The sequence below is a fragment of the Kitasatospora sp. NPDC001527 genome (assembly GCF_040298605.1).
GTDB lineage: Bacteria > Actinomycetota > Actinomycetes > Streptomycetales > Streptomycetaceae > Kitasatospora.
The window spans coordinates 39,784-55,302 of the sequence record NZ_JBEPAM010000001.1 but is presented as its reverse complement, the minus strand read 5'-3'; the positions used below and the strand labels follow the sequence as shown (position 1 = coordinate 55,302).

Sequence of the window (15,519 nt, the reverse complement as noted above, 5' to 3'; positions counted from 1 at the left end):
CGACTAGCTCATCAGTACGACTGATCGGCCCCACCCCACCCTTCTCCACCCGCACATGACGGAGACTCGATTACGCTCGCGGTTCATGGAGTACACCGAGGTCGAGCAGAAGTTCCGGCTCCTCAGCCCCGCCGCCGAGCTGAGGGAGCGGCTCACCGCCCTCGGCGCCGCGCCGGGCCGGCCGACCCGGCAGGTCGACACGTACTACAACGCGCCGCACCGGGACTTCCTCGACAACGAGGTGGTCTCCGAGTGGCTGCGGGTGCGGGTCGAGGACGGGGCGGCGTCGCTCAACTTCAAGCGGTTCCACCCGATCGCGGCGCCGGTCAAGACCCACTGCGACGAGTACGAGAGCGCCGTCACCGATGCCGAGGCGGTCCGGCGGCTGCTCGGCTCGCTCGACTTCGCCGAGCTGACCGTCGTCGACAAGACGCGCGAGGAGTGGCACGCCGACGGCATCGCGGTCGCCTTCGACACCGTGGCCGGCCTGGGCGACTTCGTCGAGTTCGAGTACAAGGGCGACGCGCCGACGGTCACTCAGGCCACCGTCCGCCTGGAGGCGTTCATCGCCGCCCTCGGCGTCGAACTCGGCGACCGCGTCCACCTCGGCTACCCCCACATGACCCTCGGCCTGGAGTAGCCGCTCCGGACCCGCGCACGCTCCGCCGACGAACCACCCGCTGGTTCCATGGAATCACCCGGTCATGGCGTGTTGACGCGGCCGCCCCACCGCCCGTCCAGCAGACTGGGCGCGACCCGAGTCCACGCTCCGAGGAGGTCGTCCCATGAACGTCACCGTGCGGCTCGCGCAGCAGCCCGAGGCCGACGAACTGCTCGGGCGGAGCCCGCTCGCCGCGCTCGTCGGGATGCTGCTGGACCAGCAGGTGCCCATGGAGTGGGCGTTCACCGGGCCGCTCACCATCGCGCAGCGGCTGGGGCACGAGGACCTCGACGCGCACGAGATCGCCACCTACAACCCGGAGAAGTTCGTCGCGCTGCTCTGCGAGAAGCCGGCCGTCCACCGGTACCCGGCGGCGATGGCCAAACGGGTGCAGCAGCTCTGCCAGTTCCTGGTGGCGCAGTACGACGGGGACGCCGGCGCGCTGTGGAAGGACGTGGCGACCGGCCGCGAGCTGCTCAGCCGGCTCAACGCCCTTCCGGGGTTCGGGAAGCAGAAGTCGCAGATCTTCCTCGCCCTCCTCGGCAAGCAGTACGGCGTGCGGCCGCAGGGCTGGCGCGAGGCGGCCGGGCTGTACGGCGAGGAGGGGGCGTTCCGCTCGGTCGCGGACATCACCGGGCCGGAGTCACTGGAGCGGGTGCGCGCCACCAAGCAGGAGGTGAAGCGCGCCGCCAAGGAGGAGAAGGCCGCGAAGGAGGCCCAGGCCAGGACCAAGGTCCGCGCCTGAGCCCGCCCCCTCGCCCCCCCGGGGGGGGTAGCCCCACCACGCGCGGACCTGCTGCCGGGAGCCCGGGTCCACCTGGTACCCCCGTGGCCCGCGTGATCTTCGCCGACCAGGCTGAACACATCCGAATCTTCCCGGCAAAAAGGAACTCCCCGTGTTCAGCCTGAAGCCCTCCCGTCGCCGTACGGCCCGCGCCGCCGCCGTCGGCGCCCTCGCCGCCGCCGCCTGCGCCACGCTCATGGCGGGCAGCGCCGGGGCGATCGTCAACGGTGACGATCCCACCGCGAGCTACCCGTTCATGGCGGTGATCCCGGAGTCGGCCCCCACCCTCGGTCTGGTCGACGGCAACTGCGGCGCGTCCCTGATCGACCGTCAGTGGGTCCTGACCGCGGCGCACTGCGTCACCGGCGAGGGCCTCGAACTGGAGGGCACCGTCCGGGTCGGCGGCGACCGGCGCAAGACCGGGGGCACCGTCCGCGGGATCGACCGGACCTTCGTCCACCCCGGCTACGTCAACGGCGAGGGCAAGGGCGCCAACAAGGACGACATCGCACTGGTCCGCCTCGACCGGCCGGTCACCGAGCAGCCCATCAGGATCGCGCAGGAGGCGGGGCGGCCCGGCACCACGACCCGGCTGCTCGGCTTCGGCAGCACCGTCGACGGCGCGTTCACCTTCTCGGAGCGGCTCCGCGAGCTGGACACCCGCCTGGGCGCCGAGTCCGAGTGCGCGCCCGGCTGGGCGGACCCGACCAGGCTGTGCACGATCACCACCAAGCCCAGGGCCATGGCGTGCTTCGGCGACTCCGGCGGCCCGCAGCTCCAGAAGGGCCGGGGCGACCAGTGGGAGCTGGTCGGGGTCACCTCGGGGCCCGGCGCCCCGAAGGTGCCGTGCTCGGAGGGGCCGGGGCTGTACACCAGCGCCCCCGCCTACGCGAACTGGATCGAGGACACCATGAAGGCCAACGGCGCCCAGGCACCCGCGGAAGGCGGCGCCGCCCTCGCCGAGACCGGGACGAACGACCGCACCGCGGTGCTCGTCGGCGCGGCCTCGGCCCTGCTGGTCGCCGGCGGCGCCACCACCGTCGCGCTGCGCCGCCGCAAGGCCCGCCGCCCCGCCTGACGCCCCACCCGACGCCCCGCGGGGCCGGCGGGCGTCCGGCACCGAAAACCCGTTGCCGGGCGCCCGCCCCGCGCGCGACGCTCGGAGCATGACCGCCCCCGCCGCCCCCGCCGTGTCCGCGCTGTTCGCCCCCGACGGCCGGCTGATCGCCGTGCCCCGCCGCGCCGCCCGCCGCGAGCAGTTGCTCGACCACCTCGCCCGGACGCTCTTCGAGCCCGACCGCTCCTACACCGAGGGCGAGGTCAACGACGCGCTGCGGACGGTCCACGACGACTTCCCGGCCCTGCGCCGCTCCCTCGTCGAGGGGCACCGCCTCACCCGCGCCAAGGACGGCAGCAGCTACCGCCTCGCGACGGCCTGAGGCGCTCCGCCCCGCTCCCTCACCGCAGCCGCCGCCAGTCGTACCGGTCGCGGATCTCCCGGACGAAGTACCGCCCGAGGCTCTCCGTCGCCATCAGCCCGCGGTGCACCCGCCGCGGCACGGCCAGGTACGCGTAGACGCCCCCACCCGTGAACTCCAGCTCCAGGACGCGCCGCGCCGCGTCGTACCCGACCGAGCGCAGCGCCGAGGAGTCCACCGGCGTACGGTCCATGGCCCTCCAGTGTGCGCACACGGGCCCCGGCCGCGCACGCCGCGCGACCGGGGCCCGTGCCCATCCGCCCATGTGCCCGGGAGCACCCTGGGCGGCTACACCAGCACCGGCTCCCGCTCGGCCTCCTCGGCCACGCCCCCGGCCCCGGCGACCGCCGCCTTCCGCCGCCCGGGCAGCGCGAACATCAGCAGGAACACCACGCCCAGCACCCCGAGCACCCACCACATCGCGTGCCGGAACGCCCCGACGAACGGCTCCCCGGCCACCGTCCCGGCCGGCACCGCGTCGAAGAACGCCACCGACACCAGCCCCAGGCCGAGCGCCAGGCCCACCTGGTTCACCGTGTTGATCAGCCCGGACGCCGAGCCGGCGTGCTCCCGCGGGACCTCCGCCAGCACCGCGTCCGTGATCGGCGCGACGATCAGGCCCATCCCGAGGCCCATCACCACCAGCGGCAGCGCCATCTGCCAGGGCGCGATGCCGGTGCCGTACCGGTGCGCCTCGCCGATGTAGACGAGCACACCGGCCGCCATCACCAGCGCACCCGTCTGGAGCACCTTGCGCCCGAACCGGGGGACGAGCTGCTGCACGGAGACACCGGCCGCCGCCGAGACGGCGATCGAGAACGGGATGCCGGTCGCGCCGGCCTTCAGCGGGCTCCAGCCGAGGCCGAGCTGCATGTAGAGGGTCCAGACCAGGAAGAAGATCCCGGAGACGATGCCGAAGGTCAGCTGGACGCCGATGCCCGCCGCGAACGACTTCACCCGGAACAGCGACAGCTCCACCAGCGGCGAGCCGTCCCGCCGGGTCTTCACCCGCTCGTAGGCGACGAACAGCGCGAACACGGGCAGGCTGCCGGCCATCACCAGGTGGCCCCAGAGCGGCCAGCCGGCCTCCCGGCCGTGGGTCAGCGGGTAGATCAGCATCAGCAGTCCGGCGCTGGCCAGCAGCACGCCCGGCAGGTCCAGCTTCAGCGCCCGCTCGGCCCTGGACTCGCCGATGAAGACCCGGCCGAGCAGCAGGCCGGCGACGCCGACCGGCAGGTTGATCAGGAAGATCGGACGCCAGCCGAGGCCGAACACGTCCCACTCGGTCAGCACCGCGCCGATCAGCGGACCACTGACCGCGCCGAGCCCGACCACCGCGCCGAACAGGCCGAACACCTTGCCGCGCTCCTCCGCAGGGAAGGTCGCGTGCACGATCGACAGCACCTGCGGCACCATCAGCGCCGCCGTCCCGCCCTGCAGGATCCGCATCGCGACCAGCATCTCGGAGCCGCCCGCGAACCCGCACAGCGCCGAAGCGATCGTGAAGCCGGCTATTCCGATCAGGAACAGCCGCTTCCGGCCGTAGATGTCACCCAACCGGCCACCGGTGATCAGGCCGATCGCGAAGGCCAGCGCGTACCCGCCGGTCACCCACTGCACGGCGGAGAACGACGCGCCCGTGGACTCCTGGATGCTCGGGATCGCGATGTTCACGATCGTGACGTCCACCAGGTCCATGAACGAAGCCGTCATCACGATCGCCAGCGCGATCCACCTCCGCCGGTCCGACACCGGTTCCGCCACCGGGTCTGCCGCCCGCTCCGGCACCCGCTCCGGCACCCGCTCCGGCACCCGCTCCGCCACCTTGCCCACCACGCGCTCCTCGTCGCCGTTCTTCCTCAGCACGCCGACGAAACTAGGGGGCATCTAGGTCAGATCCTGACCGCCACTTCCGGCAGGCTGGTTCCCATGACGGACACCCCGGCACGACTCCTCAGCCTGCTCTCCCTCCTCCAGACCCCGCGCGAGTGGCCCGGCAGCGAGCTCGCCGAACGGCTCCAGGTCAGCCCGCGCACCATCCGCCGCGACATCGACCGGCTCCGCGACCTCGGCTACCCGGTCGAGGCCACCATGGGACCGGTCGGCGGCTACCGGCTGGTCGCGGGCACCGCGATGCCGCCGCTGCTGCTCGACGACGAGGAGGCCGTGGCCATCGCGGTCGGCCTGCGGGCGGCCGCCGGGCACGCCGTGGTCGGCATCGAGGAGGCCTCGGTGCGCGCCCTCGGCAAGCTGCTCCAGGTGCTGCCCGCCCGGCTGCGCCACCGGGTCGCCACCCTCGACCGGGCCACCCTCCCGCTGCTGGGCGGGGACGGTCCGACCGTCGACCCGGAGGACCTCACGGTGCTGGCGGGCGCGGTCGCCAACCACGAGCGCCTGCGCTTCGGGTACCGGGCCGGCGACGGCGCCCGCACCCGGCGCCAGGTCGAGCCGGACCGCCTGGTCTCGGCCGGCCGCCGCTGGTACCTGGTCGGCTTCGACCTCGACCGGGACGACTGGCGGCTGTTCCGGGTGGACCGGATCAGCGAGCCCTTCGCCACCGGCGCCCGCTTCACCCCCCGCCCGCTGCCCGCCGAGGACGCCGCCGCGTACGTCGCGAGCAAGCTCCGCCGGCAGTCCCCCACCCCCACCCTGGACGCCACCCTCCAGCTGCCGGCCGACGAGGCCCGCCACCGGCTGGGCGGCCACGGCGACGCCGACGAGATCGAGCCGGTCGACGAGCACAGCTGCCGCCTCCGCTCGCACACCGACTCCCTCGAATGGCTGGCCGTGCGCCTGCTCATGCTCGGCTGCGAGGTCGAGGTGCACTCGCCTCCCGAGATGCGCGCCCACCTCCGCGCCCTCGCCGCCCGCGCCACCCGCGCCGCCGGCCCGGCCTGAGCGAACGGCCTGAGCGAACGGGCCGGGCGAACGGCCTGAGCGAACGGCCCTGGCGAGCGGCCCGAAACGACGACGCTGCCGCCCGTGGCACCACGGACGGCAGCGGAACGTCAGGGCTCTCAGACGCCGTACTCGGCGGTGACCACGGCGCGGGCCAGGGTGTGGAAGGTGATGTTGAAGCCGACCTGGGCCGGCGGGGTGTCGGCGTCGACGTCCAGCGCGTCCACGTCCAGGGCGTGGACGGCGAAGGCGTAGCGGTGGGCCGGCCCGGGCGGCGGGGCGGCGCCGTCGTACTTGTTGCCCGGGAAGTCGTTGCGGCCGTGGAAGGACCGCTCGCCCGGCAGGTCGGCGTCGGAGGCGCCGGCGCCGCGCGCCAGGCCGGTGGTGTCGGCCGGCAGGTTGAGGGCGAGCCAGTGCCACCAGCCCGAGCCGGTCGGGGCGTCCGGGTCGTAGCAGGTGACGGCGATCGAGCGGGTGCCCTCCGGCAGGCCGGACCAGGCCAGCTGCGGCGAGAGGTTGCCCCCGCCGTGGATGAACTCCTCGGCCAGCTTCCCGCCGTCGGTGATGTCCTCACTGGTCAGCGGGAAGGACGGCACCTGCGGCAGGAACTCGTACGGCAGCGGCGGACGCACACTCATGGAGGGTCACCTCTCGGCACGGTGGGAAGGGGTTGCCCCGGCCCGGGTCAGGGCCGTCGGACATGGTCGGACGGGGTTCACCTTAGTGGGGTGACCAACCGGCCGCTCCGGCCCTACAGTCGGGTCATGTCCCCGCGATTCGCCCGTCTGCTCCGCGATTCCCGCGCCGCGCTGTTCACGATGCTCGGCGCCCTGGCCGTCATCTGGGCCGTCCAGGTGGCGAACTGGCTCGACGACTACCGGCTCTCCTACGAGTACGGGATCAGCTCCGGACAGCTGGGCGAGCTGCCGGACATCCTCACCAGTACGCTGCTGCACTTCGGTTGGGACCACATCCAGGCCAACTCCTGGCCGCTGTTCGCGTTCGGCTTCCTGGCCGCCTACCGGGGCATGAAGCGGTTCCTGCTGGCGACGCTGCTGATCGTGGTGTCCAGCGGTCTGACGGTCTGGCTCTTCGAGCGGCCCGACGCCGTGACGGCGGGCGCCAGCGGGGTGGTCTACGGGTACTTCGGCTACGTGGTGCTGCGCGGGGTCTTCGACCGCAACCTGGTGGACACCGCGATCGGCGTGGTCGTCGCCGCCGTGTACTCGTACCTGCTGCTCGGCGTGCTGCCGAGCGCGCAGGGCGTCAGCTGGCTGGGACACCTGGGCGGGCTGGTCGGCGGCCTGGCCGGCGCCTGGCTGCTGCGCGACCGGCGCAGCCGGGACGACCGGGACGACCGGGGCGACCGGGGCGACCGGGGCGACCGGGGCGACCGGACCCCGAAGAGCACCCCGGGGACGGCCGAGTCCCCGGCGAGCCCGGGCGCCGCGCTGCTCAAGGAACTCGACGACCTGGGCATCTGAGCCCGGCACCTCCGCCAGGTATAGACCATTCCCGCCCCCGGGGTTAGCGTGGGCGGGCACCCGCCCCCTGCTCCGGAGCCGCACCGTGGAGTCGTCCGTCCTCGCCTTCGCCACCGACCTCCTCGACGAGGGCGCCGGCACCTTCTTCGGCAACCTCACCGACCGGGCCGGGGTCGGCGGCGTCACCCTCGCCTCCGTCTACCACGAGGCCCGCGACGTCTTCCCGCACAACCCGCACCGGGTGATCCGCTACCTGGAGCCGGGCGCCGCCTACTTCCGCCCCGACCCGGCCCGCTGGGAGGGACGGCGGCTGCGGCCCGTGCCGTCCACCGCGATCGGCGAGCGCGACCCGTTCGCCGAGGCCGCCGAGGAGGCCCGCCGGCGCGGTCTGAAGCTGCACGCCTGGACGGTGTTCTGCCACAACGACCGGCTCGGCTTCGAGCACCCGGACTGCGCGCCCGCCAACGCCTTCGGCGACCGCCACCTCACCGAGCTGTGCCCGGCCCACCCGGAGGTCCGGGAGTACGCCCGGACCCTGGTGGCGGAGCTGGCCCGGTACGGGGTGGACGCGATCCGGGCGGAGTCGCTGCACTTCCACGGGCTGCGCCACGGCTACCACCACGAGCGCTACTTCGAGGAGCTGGGCCCGGCCGCCGAGGCGCTGCTCGGCCTCTGCTTCTGCCCGCACTGCCGGGCGGCGGCCACCCGCGCGGGCGTGCCGGCCGACGAGGTGGCCGCGGCGGTCCGCACCGAGCTGCGCCGCCGGCTGGCCGACGACGCGGCCGCCGCCGAGCCGGCCGCGCTGGACGAACTGGCGGACGGCGCCGTCGCCGCCTACGTGGACGCCTCGGCGGTCACGGTGACCTCGCTGGCCGCCGAGCTGGCCGAGGAGGCGGCCCGTCACGGCATGCGGCTGACCTTCATGGACGGCGGCGGGCCCGGCACCGGCTGGCTGTCCGGGATCGACCTGCCGGGGCTGGCGAAGGCCGCCCACCAGATCGAGACGCTCGGCTACGCGCGCACCCCGGAGGAGGTCCGCGAGAAGGTCGCCGCCTTCGCCCTGCACGGGGTGCGCCCGCAGGACATGGCGGTGATCCTGCGTCCGATGGCGTCGGACTGCGACGGCCCGGCGAACCTCGCGGCGAAGATCGCCGTGCTGCGCGGACTGGGCGTGCCGGAGGTGGAGTTCTACAACTACGGCCTCATGCGCCTCTCCTCCCTCGACCGGATCGGGGCCGCGCTCGGCTGAGCACCGCTCCCCGCCCGCTCGAACCCGGTCGAACCCGGTTGGCCATTTGGCCGGATCCGATCGATCAGCTGCGCGAAATGATCCTGACCATGCCAACACGTGGCCCCTAAGCTCCCCCTCAGTCGTGATCATCCGACGAGGGGGAGCACTCCATGTCCACACCACGGATCACCCGCCGCGGCCTGCTCGCCGGCGCCGCCGGAACCGCCGGCGCCGCCGCCCTGGCCACCGTCACGGGAGCCGGTGAGGCCTCCGCCGCCACCATCCCGGCCGCCGCCCCGTACGCCCCCAAGCTGCCGCACCAGATCGAGGCCGAGGCCCTGATCGACAACCTGCGCCTGCGCCCCTGGGAGCACCTCGCCAACCGCTACAAGCGGGCCGGCGTGTTCGACGACGTCCCCACCAGCGTCCGCTGGGGCGCCCCGGGGCACCCGGAGGAGTTCTCCAACCTCTCCCAGTGCTCCTCGTTCGTCACCCTGGCGCTCCAGCGCGCCTACGGCACCGCGCCCACCGTGCCCGCCGGCACCCCGATGCCCTGGGGCGACTACAGCTACGGCTGGGCGACCCGGGAGTACTTCCAGCAGTACTTCATCAAGGACCCGGCCAACACCAACCCGTACCCGACGGCCGAGAAGTACCAGCAGGCCTTCCTGGACACGGCCTCGCTCCCGCACTTCACCCGCGTCACCAAGCCGGTGAACCTGCGCCCCGGCGACCTGGTGGCCCTCGACTACCACCCGGACGAGGACGACACCAAGCCGTACACCGGGCACGTCGTCATGATCCGGGAGCGCAAGGGCACCTGGTCCGACGCGGTGGTGGACGCCAAGATCGGCCGCCCGGTCGTGCCGTACGTCTTCGAGGTCATCGACTGCACCAGCGACCCGCACGGCAACCCGGCGCTCGGTGGCACCGCCACCGAGCTCTACCGGGCCTTCCCGGACTCCCGGATCGAGGAGGTCCCGGGCACCGGCGGCTCCACCTGGAAGGAGCACGACGGCGTCGGCTACGGCCACATGGTGTTCTACGCGGACGCCGACACCAAGCTCTTCGCCGGCTACCGCTGGAGCCTGAACACCACCGTGCCGCGCACCGTCGCCGAGCGCCCGATCTCGGCCGGGCGGGTCTGGCTCACCGACAGCGTCTGATCCGCGTAGGGCCCTTCGCTCACCTGCGCCGCCGGGACGTCCCGAACAGGCTCCGGGAGATCTCCCGCCCGAGCTGCGTCCCGGCGGAGCGGGCGAAGGACTTCAGCGCCGGGTTGCTCAGCAGCGACCCGAGCAGCCCGGCGTCCTCCTTCTCCCGCCGCCCCTCCGGCTCCCGCCGCGGCTCACCGGACGGCACCGGCTCCGCCTGCGGCCGGGCGGCCCGCGCCGCCAGCTTCTCGTACGCCGACTCCCGGTCGACCGCGTCCCGGTACGCGCCCACCAGCGCCGACCCGTCCACCGCCGCCCGCAGCGCCGCCGGCTCCAGCGGGCCCATCAGCGACTGCGGCGCCCGCAGCCTGGTCGCCGCGACCGGCGTCGGCGCGCCCTTCTCGGACAGCACCGTGACCACCGCCTCGCCCGTGCCCAGCGAGGTCAGCACCTCCCCCAGGTCGTACACGGGCGACTTCGGGAAGGTCGAGACGGTCGCCTTCAGCGCCTTGGCGTCGTCCGGGGTGAACGCCCGCAGCGCGTGCTGCACCCGGTTGCCCAGCTGCGCCAGCACGTCCCCCGGCACGTCCTTCGGCGTCTGGGTGACGAAGAAGATCCCCACCCCCTTCGAGCGGATCAGCCGCACCGTCTGGGTGATCGCCTCCAGGAAGGCCTTGGAGGCGCCCTTGAACAGCAGGTGCGCCTCGTCGAAGAAGAAGACCAGCTTGGGCCGGTCGAGGTCGCCGACCTCGGGCAGCTCCTGGTAGATGTCGGCGAGCAGCCACATCAGGAAGGTCGAGAAGAGCCGCGGCCGGTCCTGCACCGCGGGCAGCTCCAGCACCGAGACCACGCCCCGGCCGTCCTCCGTGCGCCGCAGCAGCTCGGCGGTGTCGAACTCCGGCTCGCCGAAGAACGCCCCGGCGCCCTCGTTCTCCAGCAGGGTGAGCGAGCGCAGGATCACCCCAGCGGTGGCGGCGGAGAGCCCGCCGATGCCCTTCAGCTCCTCCTTGCCCTCGGGCGAGGCGAGGAAGGTGATGACCGCCGTGAGGTCCTTGAGGTCGTAGAGCTCCAGGCCCTGCCGGTCGGCGTAGTGGAAGACCAGGCCGAGCGAGGACTCCTGGGTCTCGTTCAGGTCCAGCACCTTGGCCAGCAGCAGCGGCCCGAAGCTGGTCACCGTCGCCCGCAGCGGGATGCCGGTGCCCTGGCCGCCGAGCGCGAAGAACTCGGCGGGGCAGCCCCGGGCCTGCCAGTCCTGGCCGACCTCGGCGGCCCGGGCGGCGGTCCGCTCCCCCGGCTCGCCGGGCGCGGCCACCCCGGAGACGTCGCCCTTGATGTCGGCCAGGAACACCGGCACGCCCTGGGCGGAGAGCTGTTCGGCGATCAGCTGGAGGGTCTTGGTCTTCCCGGTGCCGGTGGCGCCCGCCACCAGCCCGTGCCGGTTGAGCACCCCGAGCGGCACCCGCACCGGCGCCCCGGCGTACGCGGTGCCGTCCAGCAGCACGGCGCCGAGGTCCAGCGCGGGCCCGGTGAAGGCGTACCCGTCGGCGATCTCCCGGACGGCGGACGGAACGGCAGCGGACATCGGACACCCTCCAGAGCGGGACGGCGGACCGGGCGAGCGGACGGCAGCCGCGGGACCTACACGACATTTCCCATGAAACAGCCGCAATCCCCCGCCCGCAGCCCGTACCCGTGCGCGTGGCGGCGTCGCGGCTGCTGCGCCATCCGCCGCCCAAACGGTAGGCTTTCCGTGTGATCTTCAAGCGCATCGGCAATGGGCGGCCGTACCCGGATCACGGCCGTACCAGCACCCGCCAGTGGGCGGACGTCGCCCCGCGCCCGGTGCGACTCGACCAGCTGGTGACCACCAAGGGACAACTGGATCTGGAAACCCTCCTGGCGGAGGACTCCACCTTCTACGGGGACCTCTTCGCGCACGTCGTGAAGTGGCACGGTGACCTGTACCTGGAGGACGGACTGCACCGGGCGGTCCGCGCCGCGCTCCAGCAGCGCCAGGTGCTGCACGCCCGCGTCCTCGAAATGGAATGACCCGGGGGCCGGCCGACCGGCCCCGTACGCGTGCGGACCGCCCTCCGGCCAGCCCGGCAGGGCGGTCCGTTCGTACCCGGGTGCGGTCGCGGTGCCGCCATTCGGGTACCGGCGTACTCCTGATGATGATCGTTTAGTACCTTCACCGCTGTACGGCACTAATCTGCTGACTACGGCCACGACGGCGTGCGCGTGACACCGCGTCCGCCTGGCACCGCGCCCGGCCCACCGTCACCCGATCCCCGCCCCGGCACGAGGGGGAGACAAACCGTGAGCATGTTGACTCCCCAAGGCCTGAAGGGGAAGCAGTACCGGATCACCGGCAACTCCTATCCACGGCTGGGCCGCCCGCCGAAGAAGAGCCGCAAGGTGTTCGCGCTGATCGCCGCGGTGCTCGCGCTGGCGCTGATCGGGCTCGGCGGCGTCCAGCTCTGGGACATCTTCAGCGGCAAGGGCAAGAACGCCTCCGCCCAGGCCTGCGCCACCCCGTCCGGCAAGCCGCTGGCCGCCCCGGCCCCGGAGGCGACACCGACCGTGCCCGGCTCGGCCGCCGCCCCGATCGACCCGAACGCCGTCCCGCAGCCGGCCGCGGTCACCGTGAACGTCTACAACGCCACCGCCAAGGCCGGCCTGGCCGCCCGCACCGCGGAGGAGCTGAAGAAGCGCGGCTTCACCATCGGCAAGGTCGGCAACGCCCCGGCGGAGCTGGACAAGAAGGTGCCCGGCACCGCCCAGGTGATCGCCGGCCCGGCGGGCGCCGGGGCGTCCACCCTGGTCGGCTCGGTGATCGCGGGCGCGACCAGCACCGCCGACGCCCGGACCGACGCCACCGTGGACTTCGTCATCGGCGACAGCTACAACGCGCTGCTGGACGAGACCCAGGCCGCCGCCGCGCTCGCCCTGGCCACCAAGCCGGTCCCGGCGCCGAGCACCACCGGCGCCTGCTGACCGGCCCCGCACGACGACGAAGCCCCCCGGCGGCGCGCCGGGGGGCTTTCTCGTACCGGGGGCCGGGGCCCGGGGCCGGGACGGGCCTCAGCCCGCCGTGCCGTACAGCCGGTCGCCCGCGTCGCCGAGGCCCGGGACGATGTAGCCGTTCTCGTTCAGCCGCTCGTCGACGGCGGCGGTGACCACGGTGACCGGCAGGCCGGCCAGCTCGCGCTCCATCACCGCGACGCCCTCGGGCGCGGCCAGCAGCACCACGGCGGTGACGTCGGTGGCGCCGCGCTCGATCAGCATCCGGATCGCCGCGACCAGCGTGCCGCCGGTGGCCAGCATCGGGTCGAGCACGTACACCTGGCGGCCGGACAGGTCGTCCGGCATCCGGGTGGCGTAGGTGGAGGCCTCCAGGGTCTCCTCGTTGCGCACCATGCCCAGGAAACCGACCTCGGCGGTCGGCAGCAGCCGGGTCATGCCGTCCAGCATGCCGAGGCCGGCCCGCAGGATCGGCACCACCAGCGGGCGCGGGTAGGACAGCCGGGTGCCGGTGGTCACGGCCACCGGGGTGGTGATCTCCACCTCGTCGGTGCGGACGTCCCGGGTGGCCTCGTACGCGAGGAGGGTCACCAGCTCGTCGGTCAGGCGACGGAAGGTCGGCGAGTCGGTGCGCTCGTCGCGCAGGGTGGAGAGCTTGTGGGCGACCAGGGGGTGGTCGACGACGTGGATCCGCATGCATCGAGGTTAGCCCGGGTCCGGACGCCCGTACGACACGCCGTGCCAGGCCGGGCCGCGCGGCGACCCGGGCGGACGCGGGCCGGACCGTGACGCGCCGTGACCCGGCGAGAATGTCCGGACGGATCGGCCTCCTGTGGTATCAACCCGGCCGATCTGGGAAAGTCAGGTCCTATGACGAGCAACCCGAACCCCGGGGACGGCTCGGCGGACGGGGCCCCCGCCCCGTCGGGTGGCCGCTCGGGCCCGCCCCCGGACCGGCCGGAGACCGAGGCGGAGCGCCGCAGGCGCCGCGCCGTCTTCCTGCGCGAGCTCACCGAGGCCCGCGAACTGCGCGAGCGGGTGCAGCCGCGCCGGACCAAGGAGCGCCGGATGCGCGAGGCGATGCGGATGCGAACCTTCCGGTTCTGACAAGCCCTCCACGGCTTCTCCACACTCCCGCTGCCACCCGGCCGCCGTTGACCGTCCGGCGGCCAGCCCTTCCGACACGACCTGCAAAGACGCGCTGCAGAACACCCCCCGCGGAGCCTTGCTTTCTGTCACGATTCCGATGGGACGGTCCGAACAGCGGACCGCCTCTGGCGCGGGGGCGGCCAGTACCGCGTCGCCCGCGAGCGCCGACAGCCGAGACCGAGATCTTGGGAGTGTCCCTGGTGGCGTACTTCGCTGCAGTGCTTGCTCGCACCGAGGACGGGTGGGATGTGAGCGAGACGGAGCTCGACGACGTCGAAACCCTCGCCGACCTGGCCGACCTGGCCCGCGAGGCGACCCAGGACGACGACAGCGTCCTGGTCTTCATCGAACAGGAGGACGCCTGGTTCGCCATCGTCCGCGTGGACGGCGAGGAGGATCCGCGGATCTTCGTGTCGGACGGCGCCGCCGCCGCCCGCAGCTCCTACGGCTCCGTCCTCACCGACGAGCTGGTGGACCAGGCCGGCGAGAGCGAGTTCGGCGACCTGGACAACCTGGTCGCCGAGCTGGAGGACGACGCGCAGGCCGAGGAGCAGGAGGACGACGAGGACGGCGACGGGCGCGGCGGCGTCCCGGTCGGCCCGCTCGGCGACGCCCACCTGCTGACCGAGTTCGGCCTCGCCGCCGACGAGCTGATCGCCCTCAGCGGCGAGGGCGCCGTGCCCGGCGACGCGCTGGAGGAGATCGCCGAGGCGCTCGGCTGTGGTGAGGTCCTGGAGGCCGTGCGGTAACGCTCCGTGTCCGTCACCCGGACGGCCGGACCTCCGCCATGCCCGACACTGGATGCCATGCAGTCCGCCCGCCCGATTCCCCCGCTGCCCGCCCCCGTCCGCCCCGATCCGGTCCGCGACCGCTGGGCGGCGCCGATGCGCCTCGCCATCGCCGAGGCCGCCCTGGCGCCGGCCACCGGGGACGTCCCGGTCGGGGCGCTCGTCCTCGGTCCGGACGGCGAGGTCCTCGGCCGCGGCCACAACGAGCGCGAGGCCGTCGGCGACCCGACCGCCCACGCCGAGGTGGTCGCCATCCGCGAGGCGGCGGCCGAGCTCGGGGCGTGGCGGCTGAGCGGGTGCACGCTGGTCGTCACCCTGGAGCCCTGCACCATGTGCGCGGGCGCGATCGTGCTGTCCCGGATCGACCGCGTGGTCTACGGCGCCCTCGACGAGAAGGCCGGCGCGGCCGGCTCGCTCTTCGACGTGATGCGCGACCGCCGGCTCAACCACCGCCCCGAGGTGGTCTGGGGCGTCCTGGCCGACGAGTGCGGCGAGCAGCTGCGCGCCTTCTTCGACACCCACCGCTGATCCCGCCCCGGGAACGGATTTCGTTCCCGCGCCACCCGTCCGGTAGAGTTCCCCTCGGTAGCGTGTCCGAGCGGCCAAAGGAGCACGCCTCGAAAGCGTGTGTGGGGGCAACTCCACCGTGGGTTCGAATCCCACCGCTACCGCCAGAAAGCCCGAGGGCCCGTCCGGTGAACCGGACGGGCCCTCGGCGTTCCCGCGCACCCTCGGGCGCGGAAAGGGCTCCGTACCCGTCGGCCGATGACCACCAACGCCTGTCGAGTACGGAGCCTGGAAGAGGGGGAGCGGTTCGGGGGGACTGACCGCTCCCCCGGCGGAGTCCCACAACCGGGGCCGCGTCGGG

18 protein-coding genes and 1 tRNA gene are annotated in these 15,519 nt (G+C 73.5%); 14 read left to right on the top strand and 5 right to left on the bottom strand.

What is annotated here, in order from left to right; genetic code table 11:
• The first annotated feature begins 85 nt into the window (after positions 1-85).
• The 4 genes from cyaB to ABT238_RS00245 all read left to right on the top strand — a co-directional run bounded on the left by cyaB (position 86) and on the right by ABT238_RS00245 (position 2,884).
• Positions 86-640, top strand: a complete 555-nt coding sequence (gene cyaB / locus ABT238_RS00260; RefSeq protein ID WP_350754945.1) for a class IV adenylate cyclase — start codon at positions 86-88, stop codon at positions 638-640.
• 145 nt (positions 641-785) lie between these two features.
• Positions 786-1,406, top strand: coding sequence for an HhH-GPD-type base excision DNA repair protein (locus ABT238_RS00255; protein ID WP_350558906.1), 621 nt, complete (start codon positions 786-788; stop codon positions 1,404-1,406).
• Between the two features lie 151 nt (positions 1,407-1,557).
• Positions 1,558-2,523, top strand: a complete 966-nt coding sequence (locus tag ABT238_RS00250; protein ID WP_350558909.1) for a trypsin-like serine protease — start codon at positions 1,558-1,560, stop codon at positions 2,521-2,523.
• 88 nt (positions 2,524-2,611) lie between these two features.
• Positions 2,612-2,884, top strand: coding sequence for a DUF2087 domain-containing protein (locus tag ABT238_RS00245; RefSeq protein WP_350754943.1), 273 nt, complete (start codon positions 2,612-2,614; stop codon positions 2,882-2,884).
• A gap of 19 nt (positions 2,885-2,903) precedes the next feature.
• Here ABT238_RS00245 and ABT238_RS00240 read toward each other — a convergent pair whose 3' ends face one another.
• Together ABT238_RS00240 and ABT238_RS00235 are read right to left on the bottom strand one after the other, a co-directional pair.
• Positions 2,904-3,116: a KTSC domain-containing protein gene (locus ABT238_RS00240; protein WP_350754941.1), complete on the bottom strand. Its 213-nt coding sequence runs from the start codon at positions 3,114-3,116 to the stop codon at positions 2,904-2,906.
• A 95-nt stretch (positions 3,117-3,211) separates the two neighbouring features.
• Positions 3,212-4,636, bottom strand: coding sequence for an MFS transporter (locus ABT238_RS00235; protein ID WP_350559222.1), 1,425 nt, complete (start codon positions 4,634-4,636; stop codon positions 3,212-3,214).
• Positions 4,637-4,852: 216 nt separating this feature from the next.
• Between ABT238_RS00235 and ABT238_RS00230 the strand changes: the two genes are divergently transcribed.
• Positions 4,853-5,821: a helix-turn-helix transcriptional regulator gene (locus ABT238_RS00230; protein ID WP_350558918.1), complete on the top strand. Its 969-nt coding sequence runs from the start codon at positions 4,853-4,855 to the stop codon at positions 5,819-5,821.
• Positions 5,822-5,940: 119 nt separating this feature from the next.
• Here ABT238_RS00230 and ABT238_RS00225 read toward each other — a convergent pair whose 3' ends face one another.
• The gene (locus tag ABT238_RS00225) at positions 5,941-6,459 is read right to left on the bottom strand and encodes a YbhB/YbcL family Raf kinase inhibitor-like protein (protein ID WP_350558921.1); all 519 of its coding nucleotides are present in this window, start codon (positions 6,457-6,459) and stop codon (positions 5,941-5,943) included.
• Between the two features lie 126 nt (positions 6,460-6,585).
• Here ABT238_RS00225 and ABT238_RS00220 point away from each other — a divergent pair, with 126 nt between their 5' ends.
• From ABT238_RS00220 to ABT238_RS00210, 3 genes are all read left to right on the top strand, one after another.
• Positions 6,586-7,305, top strand: coding sequence for a rhomboid family intramembrane serine protease (locus ABT238_RS00220; RefSeq protein ID WP_350754939.1), 720 nt, complete (start codon positions 6,586-6,588; stop codon positions 7,303-7,305).
• Between the two features lie 85 nt (positions 7,306-7,390).
• Entirely contained in the window at positions 7,391-8,554 is a 1,164-nt protein-coding gene (locus ABT238_RS00215; RefSeq protein WP_350558927.1) for a hypothetical protein, read from the top strand.
• 152 nt (positions 8,555-8,706) lie between these two features.
• Positions 8,707-9,702: a hypothetical protein gene (locus ABT238_RS00210; protein ID WP_350558930.1), complete on the top strand. Its 996-nt coding sequence runs from the start codon at positions 8,707-8,709 to the stop codon at positions 9,700-9,702.
• Between the two features lie 19 nt (positions 9,703-9,721).
• Here the strand turns inward: ABT238_RS00210 and ABT238_RS00205 are convergent, their stop codons facing one another.
• Entirely contained in the window at positions 9,722-11,272 is a 1,551-nt protein-coding gene (locus tag ABT238_RS00205) for a helicase HerA-like domain-containing protein (protein ID WP_350754937.1), read from the bottom strand.
• Between the two features lie 170 nt (positions 11,273-11,442).
• Between ABT238_RS00205 and ABT238_RS00200 the strand changes: the two genes are divergently transcribed.
• Together ABT238_RS00200 and ABT238_RS00195 are read left to right on the top strand one after the other, a co-directional pair.
• Positions 11,443-11,739: a type II toxin-antitoxin system VapB family antitoxin gene (locus ABT238_RS00200; protein ID WP_030061387.1), complete on the top strand. Its 297-nt coding sequence runs from the start codon at positions 11,443-11,445 to the stop codon at positions 11,737-11,739.
• A 276-nt stretch (positions 11,740-12,015) separates the two neighbouring features.
• Positions 12,016-12,687, top strand: a complete 672-nt coding sequence (locus ABT238_RS00195; RefSeq protein WP_350558936.1) for a LytR C-terminal domain-containing protein — start codon at positions 12,016-12,018, stop codon at positions 12,685-12,687.
• An 87-nt stretch (positions 12,688-12,774) separates the two neighbouring features.
• On the opposite strand, the gene upp is transcribed toward ABT238_RS00195, so the two are convergent.
• Positions 12,775-13,410: a uracil phosphoribosyltransferase gene (gene upp, locus ABT238_RS00190; RefSeq protein WP_350541577.1), complete on the bottom strand. Its 636-nt coding sequence runs from the start codon at positions 13,408-13,410 to the stop codon at positions 12,775-12,777.
• A gap of 174 nt (positions 13,411-13,584) precedes the next feature.
• Here upp and ABT238_RS00185 point away from each other — a divergent pair, with 174 nt between their 5' ends.
• The 4 genes from ABT238_RS00185 (at position 13,585) to ABT238_RS00170 (ending at position 15,325) form a co-directional block, all read left to right on the top strand.
• Positions 13,585-13,821 carry a hypothetical protein gene (locus ABT238_RS00185; RefSeq protein WP_350558939.1) on the top strand — a complete coding sequence of 79 codons (237 nt, stop codon included), beginning with the start codon at positions 13,585-13,587 and terminating at the stop codon, positions 13,819-13,821.
• Between the two features lie 290 nt (positions 13,822-14,111).
• A complete protein-coding gene (locus ABT238_RS00180; protein WP_502884102.1) occupies positions 14,112-14,612 on the top strand; it encodes a tRNA adenosine deaminase-associated protein in 501 nt (166 codons plus the stop codon).
• A 57-nt stretch (positions 14,613-14,669) separates the two neighbouring features.
• A complete protein-coding gene (gene tadA, locus ABT238_RS00175; RefSeq protein ID WP_350558945.1) occupies positions 14,670-15,179 on the top strand; it encodes a tRNA adenosine(34) deaminase TadA in 510 nt (169 codons plus the stop codon).
• 56 nt (positions 15,180-15,235) lie between these two features.
• Positions 15,236-15,325 (top strand) — tRNA-Ser (locus ABT238_RS00170).
• Positions 15,326-15,519 lie beyond the last annotated feature (194 nt).